22 protein-coding genes are annotated in these 26,456 nt (G+C 46.0%); 6 read left to right on the top strand and 16 right to left on the bottom strand.

Annotation, left to right across the window (positions count from 1 at the left end):
- The first annotated feature begins 98 nt into the window (after positions 1 to 98).
- A complete protein-coding gene (gene lexA, locus K6T99_08490; protein MCL6519856.1) occupies positions 99 to 716 on the top strand; it encodes a transcriptional repressor LexA in 618 nt (205 codons plus the stop codon).
- Here lexA and K6T99_08485 read toward each other — a convergent pair.
- The 7 genes from K6T99_08485 to K6T99_08455 form a co-directional block, all read right to left on the bottom strand.
- Positions 713 to 1,075: an STAS domain-containing protein gene (locus K6T99_08485; GenBank protein MCL6519855.1), complete on the bottom strand. Its 363-nt coding sequence runs from the start codon at positions 1,073 to 1,075 to the stop codon at positions 713 to 715. The genes lexA and K6T99_08485 overlap by 4 nt on opposite strands.
- Before the next feature lie 34 nt (positions 1,076 to 1,109).
- Positions 1,110 to 1,754 carry a CPBP family intramembrane metalloprotease gene (locus K6T99_08480; protein ID MCL6519854.1) on the bottom strand — a complete coding sequence of 215 codons (645 nt, stop codon included), beginning with the start codon at positions 1,752 to 1,754 and terminating at the stop codon, positions 1,110 to 1,112.
- Positions 1,755 to 2,009: 255 nt separating this feature from the next.
- Positions 2,010 to 2,288, bottom strand: coding sequence for a helix-turn-helix transcriptional regulator (locus K6T99_08475; GenBank protein ID MCL6519853.1), 279 nt, complete (start codon positions 2,286 to 2,288; stop codon positions 2,010 to 2,012).
- Positions 2,289 to 2,591: 303 nt separating this feature from the next.
- Complete coding sequence (locus K6T99_08470) at positions 2,592 to 3,674, bottom strand: hypothetical protein (GenBank protein MCL6519852.1); 1,083 nt, start codon at positions 3,672 to 3,674, stop codon at positions 2,592 to 2,594.
- 88 nt (positions 3,675 to 3,762) lie between these two features.
- Positions 3,763 to 4,956 (bottom strand): glycogen debranching protein, encoded by a 1,194-nt coding sequence (locus K6T99_08465; GenBank protein ID MCL6519851.1) that lies wholly within the window; start codon positions 4,954 to 4,956, stop codon positions 3,763 to 3,765.
- Between the two features lie 179 nt (positions 4,957 to 5,135).
- Positions 5,136 to 6,287, bottom strand: a complete 1,152-nt coding sequence (locus K6T99_08460; GenBank protein MCL6519850.1) for a glycosyltransferase family 4 protein — start codon at positions 6,285 to 6,287, stop codon at positions 5,136 to 5,138.
- A complete protein-coding gene (locus K6T99_08455; protein MCL6519849.1) occupies positions 6,265 to 6,855 on the bottom strand; it encodes a PIG-L family deacetylase in 591 nt (196 codons plus the stop codon). Before K6T99_08455 ends, K6T99_08460 begins: the two co-directional genes overlap by 23 nt.
- 230 nt (positions 6,856 to 7,085) lie before the next feature.
- Between K6T99_08455 and K6T99_08450 the strand changes: the two genes are divergently transcribed.
- Positions 7,086 to 8,159 (top strand): alkaline phosphatase family protein, encoded by a 1,074-nt coding sequence (locus K6T99_08450; protein MCL6519848.1) that lies wholly within the window; start codon positions 7,086 to 7,088, stop codon positions 8,157 to 8,159.
- A gap of 391 nt (positions 8,160 to 8,550) precedes the next feature.
- Complete coding sequence (locus K6T99_08445; GenBank protein MCL6519847.1) at positions 8,551 to 9,072, top strand: nitroreductase family protein; 522 nt, start codon at positions 8,551 to 8,553, stop codon at positions 9,070 to 9,072.
- A gap of 6 nt (positions 9,073 to 9,078) precedes the next feature.
- Here the strand turns inward: K6T99_08445 and K6T99_08440 are convergent, their stop codons facing one another.
- The 4 genes from K6T99_08440 to K6T99_08425 all read right to left on the bottom strand — a co-directional run bounded on the left by K6T99_08440 (position 9,079) and on the right by K6T99_08425 (position 12,561).
- The gene (locus K6T99_08440) at positions 9,079 to 9,642 is read right to left on the bottom strand and encodes a hypothetical protein (protein MCL6519846.1); all 564 of its coding nucleotides are present in this window, start codon (positions 9,640 to 9,642) and stop codon (positions 9,079 to 9,081) included.
- Between the two features lie 563 nt (positions 9,643 to 10,205).
- Entirely contained in the window at positions 10,206 to 11,072 is an 867-nt protein-coding gene (locus K6T99_08435; protein MCL6519845.1) for a metallophosphoesterase, read from the bottom strand.
- Positions 11,073 to 11,816, bottom strand: a complete 744-nt coding sequence (locus K6T99_08430) for a class I SAM-dependent methyltransferase (protein ID MCL6519844.1) — start codon at positions 11,814 to 11,816, stop codon at positions 11,073 to 11,075.
- Positions 11,806 to 12,561, bottom strand: coding sequence for a glycosyltransferase family 2 protein (locus K6T99_08425; protein MCL6519843.1), 756 nt, complete (start codon positions 12,559 to 12,561; stop codon positions 11,806 to 11,808). Before K6T99_08425 ends, K6T99_08430 begins: the two co-directional genes overlap by 11 nt.
- 432 nt (positions 12,562 to 12,993) lie before the next feature.
- Here K6T99_08425 and murJ point away from each other — a divergent pair, with 432 nt between their 5' ends.
- The gene (murJ, locus tag K6T99_08420) at positions 12,994 to 14,505 is read left to right on the top strand and encodes a murein biosynthesis integral membrane protein MurJ (GenBank protein MCL6519842.1); all 1,512 of its coding nucleotides are present in this window, start codon (positions 12,994 to 12,996) and stop codon (positions 14,503 to 14,505) included.
- A gap of 17 nt (positions 14,506 to 14,522) precedes the next feature.
- On the opposite strand, the gene K6T99_08415 is transcribed toward murJ, so the two are convergent.
- The 4 genes from K6T99_08415 to dacB all read right to left on the bottom strand — a co-directional run bounded on the left by K6T99_08415 (position 14,523) and on the right by dacB (position 21,292).
- Complete coding sequence (locus tag K6T99_08415) at positions 14,523 to 14,708, bottom strand: hypothetical protein (protein ID MCL6519841.1); 186 nt, start codon at positions 14,706 to 14,708, stop codon at positions 14,523 to 14,525.
- Between the two features lie 73 nt (positions 14,709 to 14,781).
- On the bottom strand, positions 14,782 to 17,520 hold the full coding sequence (locus K6T99_08410; protein ID MCL6519840.1) for a UPF0182 family protein: 2,739 nt from the start codon (positions 17,518 to 17,520) through the stop codon (positions 14,782 to 14,784).
- A gap of 212 nt (positions 17,521 to 17,732) precedes the next feature.
- On the bottom strand, positions 17,733 to 19,835 hold the full coding sequence (locus K6T99_08405; protein ID MCL6519839.1) for a hypothetical protein: 2,103 nt from the start codon (positions 19,833 to 19,835) through the stop codon (positions 17,733 to 17,735).
- Entirely contained in the window at positions 19,832 to 21,292 is a 1,461-nt protein-coding gene (dacB, locus tag K6T99_08400) for a D-alanyl-D-alanine carboxypeptidase/D-alanyl-D-alanine-endopeptidase (protein ID MCL6519838.1), read from the bottom strand. The genes K6T99_08405 and dacB overlap by 4 nt, the downstream gene beginning before the upstream one ends.
- A gap of 87 nt (positions 21,293 to 21,379) precedes the next feature.
- Between dacB and K6T99_08395 the strand changes: the two genes are divergently transcribed.
- Together K6T99_08395 and murA are read left to right on the top strand one after the other, a co-directional pair.
- The gene (locus K6T99_08395; protein ID MCL6519837.1) at positions 21,380 to 22,468 is read left to right on the top strand and encodes a dipeptide epimerase; all 1,089 of its coding nucleotides are present in this window, start codon (positions 21,380 to 21,382) and stop codon (positions 22,466 to 22,468) included.
- 359 nt (positions 22,469 to 22,827) lie between these two features.
- On the top strand, positions 22,828 to 24,108 hold the full coding sequence (gene murA / locus K6T99_08390; protein MCL6519836.1) for a UDP-N-acetylglucosamine 1-carboxyvinyltransferase: 1,281 nt from the start codon (positions 22,828 to 22,830) through the stop codon (positions 24,106 to 24,108).
- A gap of 401 nt (positions 24,109 to 24,509) precedes the next feature.
- Here murA and K6T99_08385 read toward each other — a convergent pair whose 3' ends face one another.
- A complete protein-coding gene (locus K6T99_08385) occupies positions 24,510 to 26,375 on the bottom strand; it encodes a glycoside hydrolase family 127 protein (GenBank protein MCL6519835.1) in 1,866 nt (621 codons plus the stop codon).
- Between the last annotated feature and the right edge of the window lie 81 nt (positions 26,376 to 26,456).

Here is a 26,456-nt window from a genome sequence, read left to right as displayed (position 1 = left end):
CAGGCGAAATAGGGTCAAGGCAAGTTATCGTTGACGTAGACATTGGTCTGCTATATACTTACAAAAATCGAGAAGCAAAGATATAAAGGAGCAGCACGATGGCTAAGCAATTGACCGAACGGCAAAAAATTGTCCTAAATTTTTTGACTAGATATGTTCAGAAACATGGATATCCGCCATCCATACGCGAGATTTGTGCGGGAGTCGGTATTAAGAGCCTAAGAGGTGTAACGATTCATTTAGAGGCTTTAGAACGAAAGGGTTATATCAGACGGGAACATACATCTCGAAGCATCACAATCTTACGACAACCCAAAGTAAAGGAAGAAGATGCATATATTCGCCTGCCTTTGATAGGAGCGATAGCAGCAGGAGAACCATTGCTTGCTGTTGAGAACATCGAAGGGGAGCTACCAGTTCCGCGGGCAATGCTAAGGAATACTGAAAATGCATTCCTCCTGAGGGTCAAAGGAGATAGCATGATTGAGGAGCATATAATGCCAGGTGACCTAGTAGTTATTCGTCCCCAACAGACTGCCGAAAATGGCGACCTCGTTGCTGTGCTTATCGGCGAAGAGGCAACAGTAAAGCGTTTGCGCTCCGAAAACGGAGAAATTACCCTCCTTCCCGCAAACCCAGCTTATGAGCCAATACCCCTTCGCGGCAAAGACTACAGGATAATTGGCAAAGCCATCGCCTTGCTAAGGAGCTACTAACCCTTTATCGCTTTTACAGCTTCGTCCACGCTTGCAAACAGCTTGAATATTGTATCAAGCCGGGTAATGCTCAATATTCGACGGATATTTTCACCGCACCCCACAAGATTTATGCTTCCACCAAGTGGCTTGACTTTGCGAACAGCTCCAAGAAGTACGCCAAAGCCACCGCTGTCCATATAGCTAACATCTGTAAGATCAATAATAATGTCTTTTGCTCCCGAATCTATTGTTGAAATGATAGCAGATTTAAAATCGGGCGAGGTGTAAAGGTCTATTTCACCAGCTACTTTTAATACCGGAACTCCTGATACATTTTCGACGCTGGTTTTTAAATTTGCATTTTTCACTTGAGCCAAACCCATCCCCCCTCCTTATCTCTTTAATTATTGGCTAGAAAAAGCTTCCTTTTTTACCTATGATGATTAGCACATCAAAAAGAACTGCGCTAGCCCAGTGGGCTAGGAAACACGGTAAAAACGATCTTGACCTGAGGGCAACTACTCCAAGCGCCACCCCAGCAACAAAAGAAGCTGCCACCTCAGGCGCAGGCTTCCCCATATGCATAATACCAAAAGTAGCGGCTTGCACAAACACTGCCCAGAAACCAATAGTCCTAGAAAGACCGAAAAGCAGAAATCCCCGGAAGAAAAATTCCCAGCAAAATAGGTACATCCCATATGCAAGCTCAAAGTAACCAAAATACACTGCATCATAAACAATACGTGGCTGGAGCGGATAGTATGATTGAAATTGATGCATCCTTGACGCAATTATGAGGAAAGGCAATACCACTACAAAAAGAATAATTGAATAGCGAATACCACGGCCAATATCTCCGGGCGTAAACCCAAACAAAGATGGCTCTTGGCGCAAAAAGAGCATCACAATCAAAATTGGTACCCAAAACAATGCACCAATATTTGTTATTAGGTATTTTTCATCTACCGGTGATTGCTTGTTATACCAATATAAAATGCTAATAACCGAAGCGCCAACTATTGCTGTTACTGCGGATGTGAACCTGTCCCGAGCCATTATCTTTCTCGCTCATTAAGTTATACACCGTTATAAACGACTATGCAAACGTTTACCAGAGCACTCATCAGGATAAAATTACTCAAAGAGGTTTGAATTCCTACTCTTAATAATTCAAATGTATTGGCAAGTCAAGCTATAAAAAACCGGACTGAAATTTTCTCTGTCTTCAGTCCGGTGAAAATTAGCAACATTTCACCCCAAAAACCTACCACATCTTACCTGCAGGCGCGTTTTAATAGATATAAAAGCTTTTCAGCCTACTTCTTCACGTCCGTTTCCACCATTGCCGCCCATGGGTATCAAGCCAAGCCCAGCACAGCGGCGCATCGCCTGAACCCTATTTGAAACATTCAATTTATCGTATATTCGTGCAAGGTGGAAGTCAACAGTTCGCTTGCTACAGCAGAGAATGGCGGCTACTTCTTTACTTGACTTGCCCTCAAGAACTAGTTGCAGAACCTCAATTTCGCGTTTTGTAAGCCCGATTACCGCTTCTTCTTGACCATCCGGCGACCTGTTTTCATTGTCCATTGATGTTTCCTTTCCGTTGGGTAGCAGCTCCCCGCCTTAAATGAGCGCCCTACGCATACTCCACAACTTTCAGTTAATTTTTGCGTCCAGCTGGTTCTAAATCACAGAAATATCGCCGTTTTGTCGTAAGTATATCACTTCTTGAAAGTTTTGTCAAGCCTCTGACTCACTCTATTCCATAGACTTGTCCGTCAAGCATCTGGGTACTGTGCAAAAAGGCTTACAAAATGCGCTTTTAAGTTAACGAAAACTTCGAAAATGAGGAGCTACTTTACTGGCGCCCTGGTGCTCCTATGAAGCAAACTATGCAATCCTACGCCATTTGAATGACTGACGAACAAGTTCGTCTGCTTCCTCTTGGCTCGGAACAAACACCACCAAATCGAGGCCTTCAGGGCCGAACTCTTCGACAAGAGCCTGTGCCTCTGATGGTGTGACGCCTAGAAGCATGAGCGACTTCCCAGCTTTACGGATGCGGTGATAGAGGGTATACCATACAGGGTCTCCACATCCGGGCTGTCCTGCCCCTGGCGTCCATTGGATTGCTTCTAGCTCCTTTATTGCCAGCAAGGGGCCTTCATGTTGAAGTGCACATGGACCATCCCAATGATAAACCGTGTGGTCGAGCTGACGGCACTGTTCGCATAAATATGGGGCAACAAACTCTTCAAACATTTTAGTAGAAATCATTGCACTGAAATCACACTGAAGTTTAGCAATTCGCCCTTTGCCATAAATCCGAAATGCAGAGAAACACGAACCGCCAATCTCGTCTCTAATAATTTCATAAAGTTTTTTGTGATACTCAATATACAGTGGAAGAATTGCGCGTTGGAACTCATGAATCTTCTCCGGACAATCAACCAAAGCTGTGAGTAGCTCGCGAGTACCAATTAACGAAGCAATCGTATCTAAATTTTCAATCAAATCCGGAAAAGATACCAGCGCACGCCCCTCAAGCCGCTTCACACCTTCCTGAGCTATTCTGAGGCTAGCCTGCCAGTATGGATTATTCTCATTGAAAGTCGGTACTATAGTAGTAGTGACATCATCAATGCACTTGTGATACCACACCGTGCGGTCGGTAAACACGGGTTTTGCGCCGAGGTAGAGAGATAGCGTCCCCGGACCGATATGCGTATCTAAATAAGGAAAAGCATCCCCGGCAAAATAGGTTCGACTCAACTCCCATTCAAAAAGGCGAATTCGGTAGTCAGGGTCAAGCCATTTTTCCTCCTGGCTAGAATATGTGGGCACAGGTTCATTCGGCGCATCTTTTTTTGGAGCAATTACCTGAAGCAACGGGCGGTCAATTACCTCTCCATGCCACCACGCCTCAAACCGCTCCCTAGATTTCTCCCAATTTTCCAACTCAAGAAGTCCCATAATTTTCTCCTAGAAAAAGTTCCCCAAAAAGCATACGATGAGGATTAAATAGATTCCTGCAGGGTTTGCAATTAAGATGCAATTGAGGTTATGAGTTTTGGTTGCCGAGGTTTGTATTATGCCAAAGCTGGCATTCCTTGGATTCGAGCACTGAAAAGACAGGTTCGTGACCTTCTTTAACACATGAATAAGCATACAAATACATTCCAGCCGACCATGCTTGGTATGCCGCTCCTCTTGGTTCGCCAGTAACACCATGAAGCCATTCGTTGAACTCCCATTCTTGTTCGCGGCCTAGTTTGTTTGCCATCGCCAACCGAATAAGCGTTTCTTTAGCTCGCTCCATATGTCCTGCCCGAACAAGAGCGGCAACATAAAGTCCACCCACCCAAGGCCATATACCCCCATTATGATACTGATTCGGCCTATTTAACTCGTGCTCGGTTATATAATAATCGCGCCAATCTTTATCGCCTGGCTTAATTGGAGGATGAATTGCCCTAACCGGATAAGGCTCATCCAGTCGGTGCTTGAACAAGTAATTGAGGATGCTTTCAGTCTGCTCGGGATCTGCAAGGCCAAATGCTATGGCAAATGCGTTTGCTGTAGTATCAAACCACTCTCCGCGTTCTTGCTTCCACGACCAAGGAAGAAAATAACCTTTCTCATCACTCCAAAGAAACCCATTTATTGCTTCACGAACAAGATGCGCTTTCTTAATATCGCGCCTCAACTCCAAGACCGCAAACCAAAGAACGTTCGTATAGAGAACGTGCCCACGATTGGCAGTGATATCCATCCAGTCGGTTGCCTCTTGCTGTTCAATTAAGCCTTCCTCATGAGCATCCTGATACTCCAGCCAAACCAGCGCGCGCTCAGCCGCCTGGTGAAATTCCGAGAATTCGGTTTCAAAAAGTCGCTCCGCATAAGCAAGTGTTAGGATAAACCAGAGTGAAGCATCGGCTGCCCCAAAAGCCACAAGCCTTGGACGCGTCGGAATAAACGTATCTACACAATTAGGTATCTGGCCGCTTGTTGACTGCCTATCCATTAGGGTATCCATAGTCTTCAACCATTGACGAAGAAACCGCTCCTCGCCTGAGACCAGTCCTCCAAGAGAAGCGATTAGAGCATCGCGGGCATAAACGGCATTGTAGTATGTGGGAGAAGCAAAAATCCCATTTGGCGTGGAACACTTGTCAAGTGCAATTTTCGCCTTGTCAAATGCTTCCTCAATTAAAACTTCAGCATTCTCGATTTTCATAGCATCTGATTTTGCCATTTTGAAACACCCGCCTTAAACACCATGACCCCAAGGTAAAATTCCATGAAAAATTGATATAGCAAAGTCGCAATAACTATTTCAAAGTACGTCTCCGCTCAACAATCCCCTGATAGCAGGAAACGCATTTTGTTTTCCTCCAATTACCGAGAGCTGGTGTCAAAGAACAACAATATAAATCATGCCGCCATTGGTAGGGAAAGCTTTGTGCTGACCAACTTTAATACTCGCTTTGCAACATCCCGATAATCAAAGTTTTTCTCCACATGCTGCCTAGCAGTTGCACCCATCTCTTCACGCAAATTATCATCGGCTAAGAGGCATAAGGTATATTTTGCCAAATCTTCCACATCTGCACGCACTGCGATCAGTTTGGGCTTCGTGAACTTAATGACTCGCTGCTCTGGAAAACCTTCTTTGGGGCCAACCTCCCCTTCTGTAATTGAAATCCATTCTCCCACTTTAGCCATGAAGCCGGTCTCGCCATGGATTACTGTTTCTTTTATGCCCATTGCGTTCACACTCAACACAGGTTTTCCGCACGCCTGGGCCTCTACATGTGGCATGCCGAAACCTTCCTGGCGGCTCGGGCCGGCGTAGATATCACAGGCATTGTAAAGATAGGGCATGAATTCGCGAGATAGAACGCCATCAATATAAAGAACTTTATGTCGTATACCTAGCTCTTCAGCAAGAGCTAGGTCAATCTTGGTCTGTCTTTCTGTGCGCTCCTGGGACCAAACTTTGCAGACATATCGCCAATTCGGATATTCATTATCAATCTTGGCAAGTGCTCTCATCATTTCCTGACTTCCTTTGCTAGCCCCATCACCACCAATTGTAAGTATCAGCTTCTCATCATCCCTGACCCCTAGAACCTCGCGAACCGCCTTCACATGTTGATTATCCTTCGAAAGAGGCCGGAATGAGTCTATGTCACAGCCAATTGGTTGAACAACCATGCGCTCAGGTAAAACACCGTCTCTCGTATAGGTTTCGGCTACCCATTTGCTTGTAGTAAGAATTAGGGGTAAAGCATTCAACACATCCTGATAGTTGGCAACCCACCCATCTGCTACAAGCCATGGAACCGCTTGTATGCCAAATCTTTGTGGATGCATCACAAGCTCAGGCAATTGTCCCCACCAGCCAACGCCTATAACTACATCTGGCCTATAGCATTTGTAGAGCCACTCCTTTTGCAGAGAGCCGGACCTCGGCGCTGGCATACAATCCGCGCCTAGTTCACGAAGACCGCGGTAAAGCAAATCCCCTTGCGTAGCAAGTCCAGCCGGAGGTGGTGGGTACTCATAGAGCAATAGGATTTTCATTAGCTTCCTCTTGGCAATATCGAAATGCTTCTATTGGCCCAGCAGCTTTGAACTCAAAGCTTTCCGAGCCAAAGCCGTAAATATCGTGAATAATGCGGCGTTTTGCGGCATGCTCTGCCTCGGTAAGATGCACAATAATTGGCGCCAACATATCAGGCCAGCCATTAATGTATGCAAAGCATGTAAGAATCCCTTTGAGCTCGCCTTTAGCCACCATGTTGCTTACAGCGCGATGAATCTGCTCATGGCGAATATGACGCTCATACTCGCCGTTCTCGCCATGTGTAAAAATTAAATCGTAAACTTCAGAAGCAAAACTCTTAATGCGAACTTTTATTTCAAGCAAATCCTGCGATAGCTCTGCTAGGGCTGGGCTATCGTCGAGATTGGATATCCCGGCTCTTGCACCAAATTCCCGCGCCGCATGCCAAAAACGAGGCTCACGGTCGGGATCACCAGCCCGGCACAAGCTAAGAATGTGCCACTCCCAGTCACGATGTCTCAATATTGTACCGCCCATCCATATAGCCTCGTCATCAGGATGAGCAACGATAGCTAAGCACTTCACTTTGCCGCTTTTTTCCATTTATAAGCTTTATGCAACGTATTCTTACCCAATTTTCAATGCTTAATTGAGACAGCCCGAAGACGTTTGGATTTAGGATACGCAACACTGTTGAAATGCAATTGTCATTCGGAAGGATTTTCACGAATATCGTTTAATGAAAGTATGAACAATTTACTGGCTTATTCGTCTACAAGGGCTGGTAAAAAATCAAGAAAGAGGAGGAGGAAACCTTGAGGAAATCCCGTTTTGTGCTTCTTATCCTGTTGCTTGTCGCTTTGTGCTTGCCTGGGTTCTGCTTTAACCCAGCAACCCCGCCAAGCCAGAGAAATGCAATTCTGTTCTCATGGGATGGCGTGCAGAAAGACCACTTAAATGAGTGTTTTTCTCGAAATGAACTGCCAAACCTCGCTAAACTAATCTCCGAGGGTAATATGGTCAAAATTGACATAAGTGGCCATAATACCGACACCAAGGCGGGCCATACACAGATGCTCACCGGTTATGATCCCGATGTCACAGGCGTAATGAGCAACTCCAAGTTCAAAGCCATACCTGCAGGCCTATCCATATTTGAGCGCCTTGAAAAGCAGTTTGGTGACGACAACATCGCTACTATTATGGTAACAGGCAAGACCCATCATATCGGTTCATGCCCTCCATCCACTCCCGAGCAAATCGCACAAGCAAAGGCTCAACTTGAAAAAATTAAAGCTCGGAACAAGCCCAATAACAAGACTGGTATAGCCGATCCTGATGCTGCCGCCCAAGCACAACAGAAGAGAAAAGCCCAAGTACAGAGATTAAATGCGATAATTCAAAATACTGATGGCGAGCCATTTTTCCATGTCAGCAAAAATATAGATATCTGGGATGGCGAAAAAAGCCGAACGTGCGAAGTAAATGGTCCTCTTATGATTAACTATCTGGACAAATATGGAAAAGGCCGATTCTTCGCTTTCTACCACTTCAGCGATCCTGATCATACTGGCCACAATCACGGTGAGAATTCGAAGGAGCACAATGATGCAATAATCGCTTGCGACAAGTGGTTGGGTGAGATAGTAAAGAAACTAAAAGACCTTGGCGTTTATGACAAGACTATGATTTTTGTAACTGCTGACCATGGGTTCGACGAAGGCAAGACGAGCCACAGCAATGCCCCTTATGTTTTTCTCGCATCGAACGTAAAATCACTAAAAAGGGATGGCCATCAGCGCGATATTGCACCAACTATTTTGAACGAAATGGGTGTTGATATTTCAAAACTTGAGCCCAAGTTTAAGGGAGTAGTGCTGACTAAATAATAACCAAAATTGCAAATGATATCTCATCTAACAATTTTTTAGATATCATAAAATCGCAAAAGCCCCGAAGCAATCGGGGCTTTTTATTTTTCAAAAACTTCCCTGCCACAACTTATCTAAATACTGGCCTTATACGCTGCATGTATCGCTTCAAAACACGATTGATGCTATGTTGCTCTTTTAAACACCTTAGAGACCCATGTTCTATATCATGTGTTAGAAGGGTATAAAAATGAACAGTTTGATGGTAAGTCTTGGATTGCATAGTATTACTAATTTTCGTTCTTATCGGACCAAAACTAGTAAAACAAAACTGGCGATGGGAAAGATATTGACATAAAATTGTTCGCAAAGTAGATTTTGCAAAAAGCAAACAGCAGGAGGCAAGAATATGGAATTCTTCGTTGCAGTAAAAGAAAGAAAGTCTGTACGGAAGTTCGAAACTCGTGAGGTGGAAGATGATAAGTTAAATCTAATCTTAGAAACTATCAACATCGCCCCATCTGCAGGCAATCTTCAGGCGTATGAAGTGGTGCTGGTAAAAGAAGCACAACGACGAGCAGAACTGGCTCAAGCGGCATTTGGGCAAGAATTTTTAGCACAGGCGCCACTAACATTAGTTTTCTGCGCAAATCCAATGCAATCAGCAAGCAAGTATGGAAAACGTGGGGCAGAACTTTACTCCATCCAAGATGCTACCATAGCAGCAGCATATTGCCAGCTAGCTGCGACTGCCCTTGGACTCGCTACTGTATGGGTGGGGGCATTCGACCCAAAAGCGGTTGCGCAAGTTGTCAAAGCCCCACCATCTATACTACCAGTTGCCATGATTCCTATAGGTTATGCTGCCGAGGAACCTCAGCGGCCACCTAGACGCTCCCTGGAAGATCTGGTTCATAAAGAAACACTCTGAGCAATATCAGAATAGATTCTTAACACCAAAGTAAAGCGTCATGCCGCTGAAGTCAATATCGGCTACCTTGCCGGCTTTCATATATCTAAGCTCAGCAAAAAAGCTTTCGCTGAATTCATATCCTACTATGCCGTTAATGACAAATGAGGTTTTTTTCTCGTCGGCTGGCACAAATGGAGGATGAACGGGGTATTCTTTTATATCCAAAAAACTAATTCCAACCCCTGCGCCAAAATAAAACGGCTTTGAGGAGGATGTTCCGGTTCGCCAAAGCCTTGTATATGTTATGGGCATTATGCTCGCCGTCAGTGCATAATCGTCTTGAGCCGTTCGGTCCAGAGTTATATATGTCACCGGCTTAGACATTTCATCGAAAGCAAGAACATAATCAATGCCAAAAGACTTCCATAATGAGCCGCCGCCCGCCCTCAGGTTCTCACTTGAAGGCCGAAACATGCCAACTTTAATACTAATCTTGCTTGGCTGTTCTTCGTATTGAGCAGCACCTTGCGAACAAAGCAAGATTACCAATAAAATTGCTGCCATGCATGCTGCAAGTGATTTTTGCATAAATTCCTCCATTTATCCGTTTTCCCAGTGGCCAACATAAACTTGAAATACAGCTGTCTGATTCGATTATAAGGGAGGCACAAGGCTTTGTCAAAGGCAGTGGTAGAAAAGCCGAAAGGCCCTCCATTAGGAAAGAACTTCAAATCTTATCCCAACAGAGGGCCCATCGGCTATGATTTCAAGAAGGAAACAACATTACATTACGCACGTGGTCCCTGCAAGCTCTCAGAGCGTCTCTACCATATAATGAAAAAAGAATTTGAATATTGCGTCTTGCTACCCATTCTACCATCGCTTCGGGAACGTAAATGGGGATAATTTGGCCGCTCCGAGGAAAGATCAGGTCCACGCGACGCTTCTCAAGCATTGCTCGCACCTGCCTTTCTGACCGTATGCTGTTATATTAACTAATGCACCTCCTTTGTGAACGCTTAGACTTAAGACCTTCACTTATTTGACGGCGAATATGTTTCTAGGGTTGCAATACCATCAAAACCATTTTGAAGGTTTTTTCTCATTTTGTAAACTAGAACATTTACTAGTTTACGCTGTTGGCTGAAAAACTAACTTGCTAATGTGGAGGCCTCTGGCTTGAGCGTAAGAATAGCCACTTCCGGGCGACATAGAAATCTTGCACGTATCCCACTGCCTGATATACCCCGGCTCACGTAAATTCTTGTCTGGAGATTGCGGCCAACTTTCAGAGAAATCGCCTCAGGCCCAAAGTACCCGGATGCAATGCGTAAATTGTAGCGGCAATGAGTCCAGACAACGCCGAAAAAGGGCACGCGAATTTGCCCGCCGTGGGTGTGCCCCGCAAAAATTATGTCTACGGAATGCTCCCCCAAGCTCTTTAAAACATCTGGCGAATGCGCGAGAAGTATCCGCAGACTGCCTTTCCCAAGACCTGCGAACGCTTCTTTGACGTCATCTAACCCAAGGAAAGGATCATCTACGCCGACAATTTGAACTTCCGAACCATTAATTGAGATGGAAGCTGACTCATTCACAAGAACTTGTATGCCAAGCTTACGCAAATCCTTAGCAGTTTCGACGCCAGGCATCGTTGGATCATGCTCGCCATTCCCCAACACCCCAAAAATTCCGTGCTTTGGCGAAAACCCTTCCAAAACCTTCGCTAGAACCGGAATTCCACCCCTAGTGGCGACTATGTCACCAGTGATTACGCAAATATCTGCTTCGATTTGCATGAGCACCTTTCTCAGCGCACGTTCTATGCGCCCGTAGCCTGCGACGTGCAAATCTGAGAGATGACAAATCTTAACGCCAGCGAGTGCCGATGGGAGGGCAGGAATCTCAATCTCACGTCGGGTAATTTTAATAAGAACTGGTTCGACAGCCCAAGCATAGGTAATAATACCGAGAGCCAGAAAACCAACAGCGACTCGAAAAACGTCCCACCAACTCATCTATTCGACCTCTATCTGCTGTGGCTTCTCTGCAATCACAAGAACCGATAGGCCGAATGGCAGACTTATATATCGGAGAAGAAAAGCTTCGGCGCCCATTAGTATTGCCAAAACTTTGTTTATCAGATGTGGTGTTGGAGCTAAATCGCTTTCCCTAGACCGCTTACCGATGATACGACGTGCAAACCTGAATGCAATTGCTAGCACAAGAACGCTAGACACAGCATAAGAAAGCTTTCGAACACCAAATCCGGCATTGGTAACACAACGAGCCAACAATGTAGCAGAGTATCTCCTTTTATGGCCGATTGCTTCGTCATGCGAACTCCAAAGCCATTGGTATGCGGGAACTGTTATTAGGGCAATCCCACCGGGTTTGCACACGCGGTAGAGCTCGCGAATCGCCATGTTATCGTCAGCAACGTGTTCCAATACATCAAGCGCAACGACTAAATCAAAGCTGGAGTCTCGGAAAGGGATTTCCAAGACAGAACCAACACACGGAACTCCAATCGTCCTCCATTCTTTAAGTTTGAAGACTTCATCGCAAACATCCATGGCGACAACCTTGCCAAGAGAGCTGAGCTCGCTTGCCGCAAGCCCCGTGCCGCATCCAGCGTCGAGGATTAGATCATCAGGCTGGCCAAGCATGGGGAGCATCGAACGTAGCAAATAGCGACGTCCAAGAAACCACCAATGCGTTTTATCGAAAGCATGCATCTTAGCAAGCTCATCAGTCTTCATTGCACGAGCACCGATTCAGCCGACGATGTCTCCATCGCAATCTAATTATATCCACCATCATTTTCATGCCATCATGAAGGAGCCTAACCTTTGACCCCTCTCGGTGGTACCAGCGAACGGGAGCCTCTACAATCAAATAACCCAGCCGCTGCGCTAAGTGGAGAACCTCTATATCGAATGAGAAGCCTTCCAGTGTGCAGCGTGAGAACACCTCCCTGGCGACATCGCGGCGAAAAAGCTTGAATCCACATTGAGTGTCATGAATGCCTCGAACTGCAAATATTCTTACAACATGGTTGAATGCTCGGCCTGCCCACTCGCGGTAGAATGGCTGGCGTTGAACCAGCCTAGATTCTTTCAGCGGCCGAGATGCAATTACCACGTCAACGCCTGCAGATATATGCTCCCAGAAAGCACCCAGTTCTTCTATTGGGGTCGCTAAATCAGCATCCGCGAATAAAACATACTCACCCTCGGCTGCAAGAACACCAACTCGGACAGCATAGCCCTTGCCGCGATTTGGTTTGTAGTGAATAATTCTAACAGAAGGCCTGCTTTCTGCAAACTTTTGAACAGCGGAAAGCGTGTTGTCAGTGCTGCCGTCATCAACTACCAAGACCTCAAAAGTATAGGGCTGAGCATCAAGGTATTCAACAACGTGCAGGAGGGTATCAGTTATTCTTGCCTCCTCATTGTAAGCCGGGATGACTACTGAAAGATACGGACTATTTTTGACAGCCTGCAAAAATTCGCTCCTGGAATTGGTCGTATTTAGCCTCGCGGTCTGCAAGATTATAATCACAGTAGCAATCTGCGTCAAGTTTTAGCAAGCCGAAGATCGTCAAACTTAAAATAACGTTATAGTCATAAAATCACGCTTAGATATTTCGAAATGCGCTTCGAAGTATTCAGTCTGATAGATTTAGAGATGCAAGCCAGATGAAAATATTTTGAAAGTTAACTTCGTATTTTAAAGTAGAATACAATTGGCCAGAACGCTCATTGACATGACACTAGATGTAAACTTATACTGAAAAAGCCTGGGGTGAAAAAAAGCAATGCGTATGATGATTAAAACTTGTCGCTCTATTGCAAGCGCCCCAAATCCTCAATATTCCTAATGTCAACGACTAAGACGGTTACAAAGGCCGCTGGAATCATGATGGCGGCCATATTCGTGAGCAGGCTGCTAGGCCTAGTGCGTGAAATGGTTATCGCAAACCAGTTTGGCGCAGGAGGCTTAGTAAGCGCATATGGGGTGGCTTTCAACCTTCCGGACCTGCTCTATTTCCTGCTCTCAAGCGGAGCGCTGAGCAGTGCATTCATTCCAGTCTTTACGGAATATTGGACCAAAGGAGAAAAAGACGAAGCTTGGAAAATATTTAGCATCATTGGAACGCTGATATTCATTGTTCTTGCATGTTTGATTCTTTTGTTTGAGATATTTACCCCCCAACTGGTGCCACTAGTAGCTCCTGGATTCGCGCGAGAGCATCGGAACCTTTTGGAAATCACTATCTTATTGACGAGAATCGTCTTGCCAGCACAGTTGTTCTTTTTTATAGGCGGCCTTATAATTGGAACCCTTTACTCCCGTCAGCATTTTCTTGCGCCTGCTCTCGGTCCGATAATTTACAATATATGCATTATATCTGGCGGAGTCTTCTTTGCTTCCAAGTTAGGCATATCGAGTCTTACGTGGGGTGCATTAGTAGGCGCTTTCCTCGGCAACTTCGTCTTGCAGATAATTGTCGTACGCAAACTTGGTGTGCAATTTCAGCCAAGTCTAAACTTGCGACATCCTGGAGTAAAAAAAGTTGGGAAGCTTGCGCTACCAGTGCTTCTCGGCCTCTCACTGCCATACGTGAACGTTATCTTCAACCGATGGTTCGCCACATTTTTAGAGGAAGGAGCAGTTGCCGCACTCAGTTACGCCAACCGGCTCATGCAAATGCCCCTCGGGGTTTTTGCGCAAGCCTCAGCAGTGGCGTTGTTCCCCACCCTTGCAGAACAAGCTGCAAGAAAAGAAATTGCTCAGCTTCGTTCAAGCGTGAACTTTGGTCTCCGAGGAATATTGCTTCTTACAGTACCGTCGTCAATCTTAATGATCGTCCTCGCAACCCCCATTGTGCGCATGCTGTTCCAACACGGACAATTCACCTCAGCCGACGCACCATATGTTGGATACGCATTGGCGATGTATGCTATTGGTATTGCAGCTTGGTCTGGGCAAGCAATTGTAACTCGCGGCTTTTACGCCCTCCAAGATACAGTTGTGCCAGTCGTAGTGGGCACCATTATGACCATAATCTTTATCCCAATGAACTGGCTTTTTATGAAGCCTTTCGGACATGGGGGATTGGCGCTGGCTACGTCTGTGGCAGCTATTCTAAACATGGTAGTTTTACTTGAACTCTTGAGAAGAAGATTGAATGGCATCAACGGAGGACTCATTCTCCGTTCATTCATAAAGGTATGCATTTCCTCGGCGGTTGCCGGCACAGTCGCATGGGTTGTCTTCAAAAATACAAGTTCGGCAATAAATACAAACACGCCAAGCGGAGCATTGATTGGCGTTTTGGCATCAACAGCGCTAGCAGTTGTAGCCTATATTGCGATGATAGCACTGTTAAAAGTTGACGAAGCTGCTGAGGTCTGGAGGCTTATCTCACAGCGCTTGCGTCGTTAAGCCCTTGCATTTACTTGCTAGTCATACCTACCAAATCGTTTGCGAAGATAACTCCAGGAGCCAATGGTTGCAGCAATTATCACAATAAGCGCCACCGCACGAAGGATTCCTTCTAGGTAGAGAATCGTGAGCATAGCTGCCCCGCCTACCGCCATTGCAAATATCAAAACCGTAAGGAACTCAGTAATCTTGTCGTTTCTCATATCTTTGACACTGCAGTCCTTAAAAATATCACACAAGAAGACTATTTCAAATCAAAGACACACTCAAAGCTGTTTACCTACCTGCCGCAGTGACCTCGCGGAGACGCTTCAATGTTTGTTCCAGCCTGTTCATTTGCTCGCCGTAGCCCGCCCAATCACCTTGACGCTGTAATTCCTTTGCCCTTTCAAAATAGTTCGTGGCCTCTTGCACCAGCTTGCCAACATCCGCTGGTACAGCCAGGGCTGAGGGAGGCCCTACTTGTCCAGGGACTGCTTTGGCTTCTAATCTAGCAGGTGTTTTAAGGCCTAGTAGTTTTGCAAGAGCTTCATCTAACGTTTCGCCCATCACAAGTCGGTTTCCATGGGCAACAATCACCCGTTTTAATTCAGGAATTTTGCTTGACTCTGATTCAAGATACAAAGGTTTCACATATATAATTGACTGGCCAATGGGGATAACCAGCTGGTTGCCCCGGTTTACCCGCGAGCCTTCTCTGCTCCACAGCGTAAGAAGCTGAGATATTGCTGCATCCTGGTTGATTCTTGTTTCAATTTGAGCTGGGCCGTAGACCAATTCCTTTCTTGGAAACTGATATAGCACAACTCGGGTGGGATTACTTTGTGCCGCCATCCATGCTACCATGTTGTCTTTTCCAACAAAAGTAAAAGGAATCATTATAAGAAATTCCTCTTTCGCTTCACCTGGAAGCGCCATGACCACGTAATATGGCTCCATTTGCGAAGGCTCACCAGTTGTTCCGACAATCTCATTCGGTATTGCCCACAAATCGCTCTTGGTATATAGAACCTGCACATCTTGTGTGTGGTATGCAAGCATCATTTCAGACTGCACACGGAACAGAAGCTCGGGATATCTGATGTGCGCATAAAGGTCGTGCGGCATTTGACTAATTGGCTTGAAAACGCCCTCAAAAATCCTGGCATAACTTCGGATTATGGGGTCGTTTTCGTCAGCAATGTAATAGTCTACTGTGCCATTGTAGGCGTCAATTACAATCTTAACCGCATTTCTAACGTAGTTTGCACCATAGAGATTGCCAACGCGGGTTGGAGTCGAGTATGGATACCGCGAAGTAGCAGTATAAGCGTCTAACATCCAGTAGAGCTTACCATTGGAAATCACAAGGTATGGGTCTGGGTCGTAAATTAGAAACGGAAATATTGTGTTAACACGTGTTTGAATATCTCTTCGAAACATCAGCCGGCTTTGAGATGTAATTGGGTTTCTTAAGATTAGATTAACATCGCCAAATTGAAGCCAGAAAGCCATTCGCCGTAAATAACTGCCTACAGGTATACCGCCCTTGCCATTGTATCTGGTGTAGACTTGTTCGCGCTCAGCTGGATAATCAAATTCCTTTGTTGCTGAGTTGCCAATAACATAATCAATGGTCAATTCCCCAAAATATATCTGCGGTCGAGTAATCTCTATGCCAACTTTCGAAGTTGGAGGAATACCCTCGATAAAAAATTCAGGCTGGCCCTCTTCGGTAATTGTGTTCACAGGGCTCATTACTGCTCCATAGCCATGAGTATATTGGAAATGTTGATTTACCCAAGATCCAGCCGCTGTAGTTGGCGGCGGGGGCACAAGCTCTCGAGCTGCAAGCATCACTTGTCGCAAATAGCCATCTATCACATAGCGGTCAACATCCACATTCTCAATTTTGTAATATGGACCTAGCTCCTGAAGCTGACTGTAAGTCTGACGAAGCGGTCGGTAGTCCCAAAGGCGAATGCTATTTATGGTGGCGCGATTTTGGTCTATATCTTGAGGTGTGAGAATTTCAGAAGCTGGAAAGCTACGAACAGTAATCTTATCTAAATTGAAAGCTTTCCGTGTAGATTCAATGTTATAACGAATATACCTCGACTCATTTTTTATTTCATTGGGTTTAACATAAACTTGTTGAACAAACGCCGGATACAAAACTCCTAGCAAAAACGAAGCAGCCACCAATACTCCTAATGCCGCCAGCGGTAAAACAATTCCTCGACGGTATATGTTAACCAGCGCTATTAGACCTGCAATCACAGCTACTACAGAAAGAACATTGTACGCTAGCAATCTCGCATTGACATCTGTAAAACCCGCACCGAAGACTACTCCGTATGGCGAATAAAGAAGATTATACGCGTCAAGTCGGTAACCCCATGCTTTTGCAAACAATATAAGTGAAAACAGAAATGAAAGATGGGCTTTTACATGCGGCATAAATCTGGGTGTTCCCGCAAGGAACTCAATTGCCTTATCAGCGTAACTAACCAAAGTAGTGCCAATAAAAGCAAGTATAAACACCGCCAAAAGCCATCCATAAATTTGCTCCAGGAAGCCAAGTTTGAACACATAGAATCCGATATCCCGATTGAATATCGGATCTAAGGTGCCAAATGAAATCGGATGAGTAAACATCTGATAGCTAAGCCATGAGCGTGAAGCTGTGCCACCTATGATTAAGCTCACAGCTAAGGTTAAACCAAGAAGAAGTACAGTGAAACCTATCTTGGCGATTCTACCGAACTGCTGGCGGAACTGACTAGTAACATAACGCTCGGGGATTGGAGGCGCTAGACGCCGTGCCAACCAAAGATTGAAATAGACAAAGAAAAATGAAAATGCCCCAACAATAATGCCTAGAACGAGTTGGGTGAGAAGTCGCGTCAGAAATACGCTCTTGTACCCGACCTCGCCAAACCACAGCAAGTCAGTGTAAAATCTCGCAATGGAACTCCCAAAAATAATAAAAAGTATTACAAGAATGGTGATTAATACCCAAATTCCACGCCGCATGTAAACCCCCTGTTTCTGGTTTAAGGGATACTTACCCAGGAAGCTGCACAATACTAGCATACAGAATGAGGACTGTCAAACAATATGTGAAAACTTAGCTAGCGATGCGATTTGTACTTGAAGTTTCAGAAAGCAATATATTGCGGCTAAATATTAGGAGGCTATTTTACAGCGAGTCGTTTTGAATGGCTTGCAATAGACCATTAAAACATTTATCTCATCCGATGATACGAGATACTTGAGCCTTTGCTCCAAATTCTCTCAACCTTAATGCATACTTTTTCTGGAAGCTCGAGGACAAGCACTTGATTGTCTTCCGCATCCTTTTCTAATTTGGCAGCCTTAGCAAGTCTAGCCGTCTCATCAGGCTTGACTTCTGTAAAGAATATAACAATCCGCCGGGCAACTTCCTCGCCTCGCTTAAATTCGCGCTCAATATCTGAATATGAACCATAAAGGAGATCCTCCCGCGCACCATCTCGGTTGTATGATGCCACGTCATTATACGCTATGCCAGAACCGAGAACCGCGACCATGCCAAGCCGCCCATCAACATTTGCCCAACTGCCTGGAATGCGGATAAGCTCTGCCGTGTTTGGACCAAGAATTGTTTTCTCCCCACCCTCATAGTACAAAGTTCGCTGGTTGCCGGTGAACTCGTCATTCTCGATGCCCACAGGGACGCCAAACTCTTTCAGAACTGCCAGCGGCGATTGAGCGGTAACCTTGTCCATGTATACCACAGTTTTATCACCAACTGAGATGAGCTTGATTTCTTGTTTTAACAGGCCATTGCCGAGAAGAAGAGTGCCGCTTGTTTCAAAACCGTCCTTGAGCCGCCGCCATGTGCGCTCAACCAACTGAGCCTTGCGGTTTTCGACATTCTTAAGAATAAAGTTTCCGACAAGACCATTTATAAACGGCGTGCAGAAATAGGGATTTGCGCTATGATTAAACCCAATAGGCATCACCAAACCCATAACGTTGTTTTTCCAAGAGAATGAGGCAAATTTATTCGACGTGCGGTGGGCTATGAGGTCTACTAAAGAGTATCTACGCACCCCATTGAGATTCACCTGGTCAATGGTGCATTCATTCTCAGGTCCAGAACCAACAATCTTGTGGTAAAGGTATGAGTAGGATAGGCGCTCTGCTGTAATGGCTTCCCTTGCAAAGCCCAATCTTGATGCTGGACCCGCGAAACGTCCGTCCTTGTGAATTGTTTGATGGCCAGCGATATATTGTGCCACCTTTTTTTCCATCCCAGCGGCAAGAGGATCCTTGGCATAAGTGGCAAGCCAAGCAAGATAGTGAATGTGCCCATCGCTATTGAGCGCCCAATCCATGCCTTGCGGATAAATCCAGTAACCACAGGGAAGCATGAAATTTTGGAGCAAACGCCAGTTATCCAAGAGATGATGGCCTGCAGCCTCCGGGATAGGTTGGCGTGCGTACGCGTAGAGAAGCCCACCTTGGCCAACCTCAGCGGGACTTACCATCGTGTAGGTGGGATGAAAAAAGCCATGGTTCTCCAGAGTGAAATCCGGATGAACATTCACTGTGCATACCCAATCCCTCACTCGCTTGCCATCCACAATCCGCTCATCTCGTGCATCTTGAGGTATAGAAAGTACATTCATCATATATTCGATAGACTTCTCTTTCCATTTTAATGCATTAGGGTGACTGGGAAACATGTTGGCAGCAAGAGAAATGCAAATTTGGTTCCATCCGATTTCTTCTGCTTTGGTATCACCCCAGCGATTGCTGGGCGGCTTTAGGTGTAAGAAACGGTCTGCTTCAAAAGAGACCACACGTTCAACCGAGGTTCGGAGGTCATCGTCGAGGTCATCCCATATTATCCAAGCAGCAAACCCGATATTTCCCGCCCACATCGCAGATTGCCATGAGTTGCCCCATTGTCTGCCATCAACGCACTTCTGCTTTCCAGTGAGGTGAGTCTCGACAGCATAACGTATCCCATAAGCAGCCCTTGAGATGTATGTCAGACGTTCATCGTTAGCCAATTTGTCAGCATGCTTTGCAAGAACAGCATAGGTAAGAGCTGTATTTGCTACCGCCCTGATGCCTTCATTGCCGTCGCTTATGCCATTGCCCCAGTACCCTGCATTTGGAAACGATGCAGCATGCCACTGCTTCTCGGCATAATTGGCAAACTTGCGCAATAAATCCACGTAAAGCCCGAGAAGCTCTGTCTTCGTCAGCGATGTCTTGATTGTATATACAGCGCCAGCATGCCCATAAATAGCCAGGAGAAGAATAAAGGCAAGGAAATATCTAATCCATCTATTCATTTCTCACCAACGCCGGCAATCCCCGCCATTATTTTATCCATCACTGCAATCGCCTCAGAGTGACGACACAGGTGATGGTTAAACATAATTGAGAAAACAAGAGGTTCACCACTTCTTGTGGTAACAAACCCAGAAAGCGTACATACCATCCCAACGTAACCCGTCTTTGCACGTACGTTGCCCTCAGCCGGCGTTCCTTTCATCCGTTTTCGAAGTGTTCCATCTACCCCAGCTATTGGCAGGGAATCCAGGTAGACCTTTGAATGCTTGTGGTTATACATATGCTTAAGGATTATAACAAGATTTCGGGGCGAAATTAAATTATGCCGCGATAGTCCTGACCCATCTGTAATATTAACAGCGGTCATGTCAGCGCCAATTTTCTTTAGAAACTCGAGTTCAACTTGCTCACCTGCGCTAGTACTTCCTTTTCCCTTTCTCTCCGCGCCAAGCACCTTGAGCAAAACCTCGGCGATTAGGTTGTCACTTGGCTTATTAAGAAACCGGAGTATCTCAGAAAGCGGAGGCGATGTTAACGACATCACAAATTGTGCGCTCTCGGGTTTCTTGCCGCGAACAACCTGACCTTTTACCTCAATTCCATGAGCACGCAGAGTCTCAAGCAACCTATGACAAGTGAATAGCGTTGGCTCCTCAACCGTGATTGCTTCCTCAGGACGCTCAGGTTTGTAGTCAAGTGGGACCATTCCCGTAACACGAACTACATTTTTTCCTCTGAGACGGTCAATGAAAACCGTTTTCTCGGATTTTGCAGCTGAAGTCCGACATTCGTTAACCACCGACACATAGGAGGTTTGCGGCAGCACCTCGACCGCCGCAGGCTCGCCTACCTTATCACCTGGCCGGACCCACACATCTATGATATTTTCATTGAGGTTTAGTGCGCTGATTTGAGCAGCATAGTAGTAAGGTTCGTCATCCCATGACCACCCCCAGCCAAGCCGAATGCTGTCGAACCACGTGTCGTCGCCAATGATATTTCCCTCGATTATCTTAATGCCAATTTCTTTTAACTTCGCCGCAATCTGTTCAAGGTGTTCGTATTTCAAAACTGGGTCGCCTCTGCCCTCTATGATTAAGTTGCCCTTAAGCACCCCACTAGTGGTTTTTTGGCCGCTGATAAAAATGAATGTCTTAAAACGGTAGTCCGGCCCAAGTGTGTCCAATGCCGTAGCAGAAACCAAAATCTTAAAGTTTGATGCTGGAATAAACACAAGGTCGGCGTTTTTCTCGTAAACCACGCGGCCGTCTTTTAATGACTCAATCAACACTCCTTGAATACCATGGCTTAGAACCGAATCTGCAAGCGCTTGGTCAACGATGCTTGCAATCTCAGCATCCAGATTAGGAGCCGAAATACATTTTAAAGCAAAACAGACTTGCAGAATCAGAGCAATTAAGATAACATAACGCCAACGAAATTTGTAAGCTAACATTGTTAGTCTTTACCTCTCATATTTTTCTTAGATTACTTAAATAATAACTTAGCAATTAGATATTTTGCCTAAGGGAGGCATGTGAAAATGCCAAGGATAAGCGAAGTAGTCGCATACCCTCTTGAGCTCCAACTTAAAGAGGCCTTTGAGACGGCCAAAGGCAGAAAGACGGCATCACCCACCGTTATAATCGAGCTTCAGCTCGAGAATGGAATAATCGGCTATGGCTCTGCGACACCGCTCAAATATGTGACAGGCGAAGACACTTCTACCGTTCTTTCGGCTATCAAAATAAGCAAGCCCGACCTTGAAGGGGTTGATGTTCGGCAATATTTAAACATCTTTAAAATCCTTGCAGAAATTTTACCAGACGAACACACAGCCCGCGCGGGGCTCGAGATTGCCGTCTTAGACGCCTTCTGCAAGGTGTTTAACCTCTCGATGTTTCACTTTTTCGGCGGCGCGCTGGAAGAGGTACAAACAGACGTGACTATCCCAATCTGTTCCCCGGACGAGGCGCGGTTCGCCGCCGAACGTGTCGCTTCCCAAGGATTTCGCTGCTTAAAAATAAAAGTTGGCGTCGAAGATCCTGAGGAAGACTTCGAACGCGTAATTGCCATTCATCAAGGCGCTCCCCAATGCGATATCAGAATAGATGCAAACCAGGGATTCGTTCCAACGACAGCCGTGTCATTCGTTACTAAACTCCAAGGTGCAGGCATACCAATTAGCTTGCTGGAGCAACCGGTTGATAAAAGCGACATAGCTGGCCTCAGATATGTCACTCAGCATACTTCAATACCGGTATTCGCTGATGAAGCTGTGGTTACCCCATTCGATGCCCTTAGGCTCCTAGAACAAGAGGCAATTGATGGCATAAACATCAAAGTAATGAAGTCCGGCCTCTCAGGTGCGCTGGCGATAATAGCCTTGTGTCAAGCCGCTCGAAAAGAAATCATGCTTGGAAGCATGCTTGAACCAGGGATTGGCCTCGCTACCTCAGTTCATTTCGCCTGTGGTACAGGTGCTTTCCACGCTCTGGACCTCGACGCGTACATGCTTGTAGCGGACCAGCCGTTTATCGGCGGATTTACAGCCGAAGCCGACGTCCTAAGAGCACACTCAACAGCTTTGGGCCATGGAAGCCTACCAGCAAGCGCCCAAAATTCAGGTTAATTATAGCTTCGAGCCTAGCGGAGGTCAATGTTTCAGAAAGCATTAACAGCGAAGAATGTGCAAGAAAGCAAAAAGGCAATTAAATACTAATTTATGATCACCTATTAATTGCCTACTTAAAATTCGCTGACTTAATTTAAATAATCAAACCATTAATCCACAACCACTTGCTTGACATAAGGGAATGCCCTCCTGTATACTTTGTTTGGTTAAGTGACATGGCTTTTGACAGGAAGTCGAGGGCAAGATGTAGAATTCTGAGTGTGTGGGTATAATTGAAGTGCAAGGCGGCTCCGCTTAGTATTAGTGCTGCCGAACTTCACAAAAGCGAGAGTCCTCAACATGGGAGGGGCTAGTTCTTGGAAAAATTATACGTTATTGGCGGCAACAGACTAAAAGGTGAAGTAGACATTGCAGGAAGCAAAAATGCCACTCTAGCTTTAATGGCGGGAGCACTGCTCGCAAAAGGAACTACTATTCTCGAAAACGTACCTCACATAGGCGACATATATACCATGTCACAAATGCTCCAAGAACTAGGTGTACCTACCCGTCTTACCGGAAATCAACTAGAGATTGATGCCACTGAAATAAAATCCAACGAAGCGCCCTACGAATTAGTCAAAAAGATGCGTGCTTCGTTTTGCGTTTTGGGTCCCTTACTCGCCAGACTTGGATATGCGAAGGTACCTATGCCCGGTGGTTGTGACATTGGAGCAAGACCGGTAGATTTTCACGTTAAAGGGCTGCAGGCACTTGGCGCGCGAATCTCTATGGAACATGGCTATGTTGAAGCCGAAGCGTCGAGGCTAAAAGGAGCGAAGATATATTTAGACTTCCCAAGCGCAGGCGCCACCCAGCACCTAATGACGGCAGCGTGCTTAGCCGAGGGCACGACATATATCGAAAACGCCGCTCTTGAGCCAGAGGTTGTCAATTTAGCAAATATGCTCATAGCTATGGGCGCAAAGATTTACGGCGCAGGAACAAAAACAATCCAAATCGAAGGCGTCAAAGAGCTTTGTGCCGTTAAGCATCGGGTAATCTCTGATAGGATGGAAGCCGGGACATATGCAATTGCAGCAGCAGTAACGCTTGGCGATGTAGTCCTCAGAAAAGCCATTCCCGAACACTCGCTTGCTGTGATCCAAAAGCTTCAAGAGGCAGGTATATCGGTTGAGGAAGGCACCGACTTTATTCGCGTCAAGGCAAATCGCAGACCAATTGCTGTTGACATCAAGACAATGCCGCATCCTGGATTTCCAACCGACATGCAACAACCGTTTGCAGCTCTACTCGTGATTGCCGATGGGACATCGGTTATCAGCGAGAATGTCTACGAGCGGCGGTTCAAATACGTTGCTGAGCTCCAACGGATGGGCGCAGATATAGTCCAGGAAGGCAGAACAGCAATCATCAAAGGCGTCCCCAAGCTCACCGGAGCTGAGGTTACTGCCACCGACCTACGGGCGGGTGCTGCCCTTGTCATCGCAGGTCTAGCAGCAGAAGGAAGAACCGACATCTCGGGAGTCGAGCACATTGACCGCGGCTACGAACGAATAGAAGACAAAATGTCTTCGCTCGGCGCGGAAATTGTCCGAATAGAATCCGAAGCCATGCCCACAGTGAAGCTCGCCTAATTGCCACTAAGGAATTGTCTTCCAATCTTATTTGCGAAAATAAACCTAGCGTTCATCAGAAAACCTAGCATCAATAAACATAACCCAGGCTGATAACGCCCACCTTCAGATTCCAAAAAGCGAATTGTTTACAAGTTGCCACAAGTTATTTTTGAGACTCTTCATTAAGAATACTCGAAACTCAAGAAAAGAGGCGGCCTGATGGATAACCCATCGTGCCGCCATATGCATGAGGAAGGCAAGGGCAAAACCTATTGCCCTGCGCACAAGAAGCGCACTGCAGCGTTTTTTTACCCGCAATGCCCAAAGCCTAAACGCGCTTGGGGAAAATTTTTTAGCAAATTAGCCCTACTAAAGCGCCTACACACTTTGCGCCTGCATTTTTTGTTTAACCCTTATCCCTAGCCGATGAGAGGAAATTCCGTAATTCTAAGCTTTGCACAACCATATGGGATGAGCGTGAGATCTTCCACGGGTTCGCTAGAACTCACAGGACTTTCGGGAATCAAGCCCGCCTGGTTATCTTCAATCCCCCATTCTGGTATCTGTTTTCCCTTCACTCGAAGCTCAACTGGGGCGTAATCAGCGCCGAATATGATATCTCCAATGCCTTTCTCAATAACTTCAACGTCAGGATGCTCGGGGTCAACCACTAAGCCATAATTCCAAGGCGTCGTTGGGTAAACAGCATAATCAGGGCATGGGTCTTCCCCACGGATACGCTCCCACCGCTCGCCTATCTTCAGAGAAAAGACGATTGGCCCACGTCTTAGAGTGATTGAATTGCGAAACCTTCTCTCGGATTCAACCTTCATCGGGAAAAGGAATTCAACTACATCGCCATCTCTCCACTCGCGCTCAACGGTTTTGAATGTACCTGGTTCGGCTGAGACCAAGCCGCTATTCACCTTCATTACTGGCAAATCCGCCCATCCAGGGATGCGAAAACTTAACGGGAAACGCGCGGATTTTCGAGTGTGAATTTCCATTCTCACTGTGTCGCCAAACGGATAATTGGTATCCACGTTGATAGTTACTTCTTGTCCTCCTCGAACCTTTGCTTTCACCTCACATGGCCCATAAGCCACAGCAGCCAACCCCTCGTCTTGAGTAGCCATCCAAAGGTTTGCAACGAACTTTGGCCAGCTCTGGTGGAAATTGGCTGTGCAACATCCATAGTTTGGCTCCAGGCCAAATATATTCGAATCCTCACGATTATTTGTCCAAGGACGCTTGGCGATTGTGCATAGCACTTGATTAGCCTGCTGGTCATATTGGTGCTGCCACATGTCAGCCGTAAACGTTGCCGGTAGAGCATTATACGCCACTTTCTCAAGCAAATCCCCGAACGCTGGATCGCCTAGTATCTGCATTAGATTCTCTAAGGAAAACATGAACTCAACAACCGCACAGAGTTCAGTTCCTTGCGTTGGATTTTTCCCTGCGTAGTGTTCATCACCTGTAAAAATGCCCGCGGCAGTTCCGTGATATGTTTCCAACATTTCAAGTGCCTTATATGCGCCTTCTTTATGTTCCTCCCACCCAGTAAGCAAATACTGAACTCCGGGTGTCTTCACGCCCATGGCGTTATTTACAACATGTGTTCGCATCTGAAAACGAACAGTTTGCTTCACTGGATGAGCAAAGTCGCGGAAGTGATAGCTCCAATCATATCCTTGCTTCATGATTTCCTCGGCAAGTTCAAGGAGCTCAGAATCACCGTTGCGGTTATAAAGCCAGATAATACTCAAGACAGTATCCGCCCACCGCATGATGGCCCACGAATGCAAATGTCGGCGAGGAAGCTCGCATTTCATATATCTGAAAAACTTTTCAAGCATGGGAACAACCCGCGGATCGCCAGTCACTTCTTGATATTGAGTCAGCACTTTGCAAGCGATCCCAAAAGGCCACCAGTCTTCAAGCGACTTCGGGCCAAAATGGCCGCTCTCATCTTGGCTACTAATCATCCAGTCCAGCCATTTTTGTGCAATACTAATCAGTCTTTCATCGTCGAGGAGATAAGCAAGCGGAACTAGACCATCAAGATAATATGGCCCTCGCTCCCAACTCTCGCCGGTTCCTCCAAGCCATCCACTATTGGGTCCGAGCGAATCCCAGAACTCCGGCAAGTGCCCACTTTGACCATTTGCTTGTATCTGAAGCTGTCTTCTCAACCAACCTCTAGGCTTCACACTTCCAAGTGGCAAAAATATGAAAGCACTTTGCACGAGCGGCTCACGATTGCCAAAATACAAACTGCTCATAGCAAGTCCCCCCAGCGCTCGTATATTACCCTTCTTATTATTTATAAGTTGGAAATAAATGTTTCATTTCCTGCTTGACAC

The sequence above is a fragment of the Armatimonadota bacterium genome, assembly GCA_023511795.1.
In the GTDB taxonomy this organism is placed as follows: domain Bacteria; phylum Armatimonadota; class UBA5829; order DTJY01; family DTJY01; genus JAIMAU01.
The sequence above is the reverse complement of the archived record's forward strand: the minus strand, read 5'-3'. Positions and strand labels throughout refer to the sequence as shown.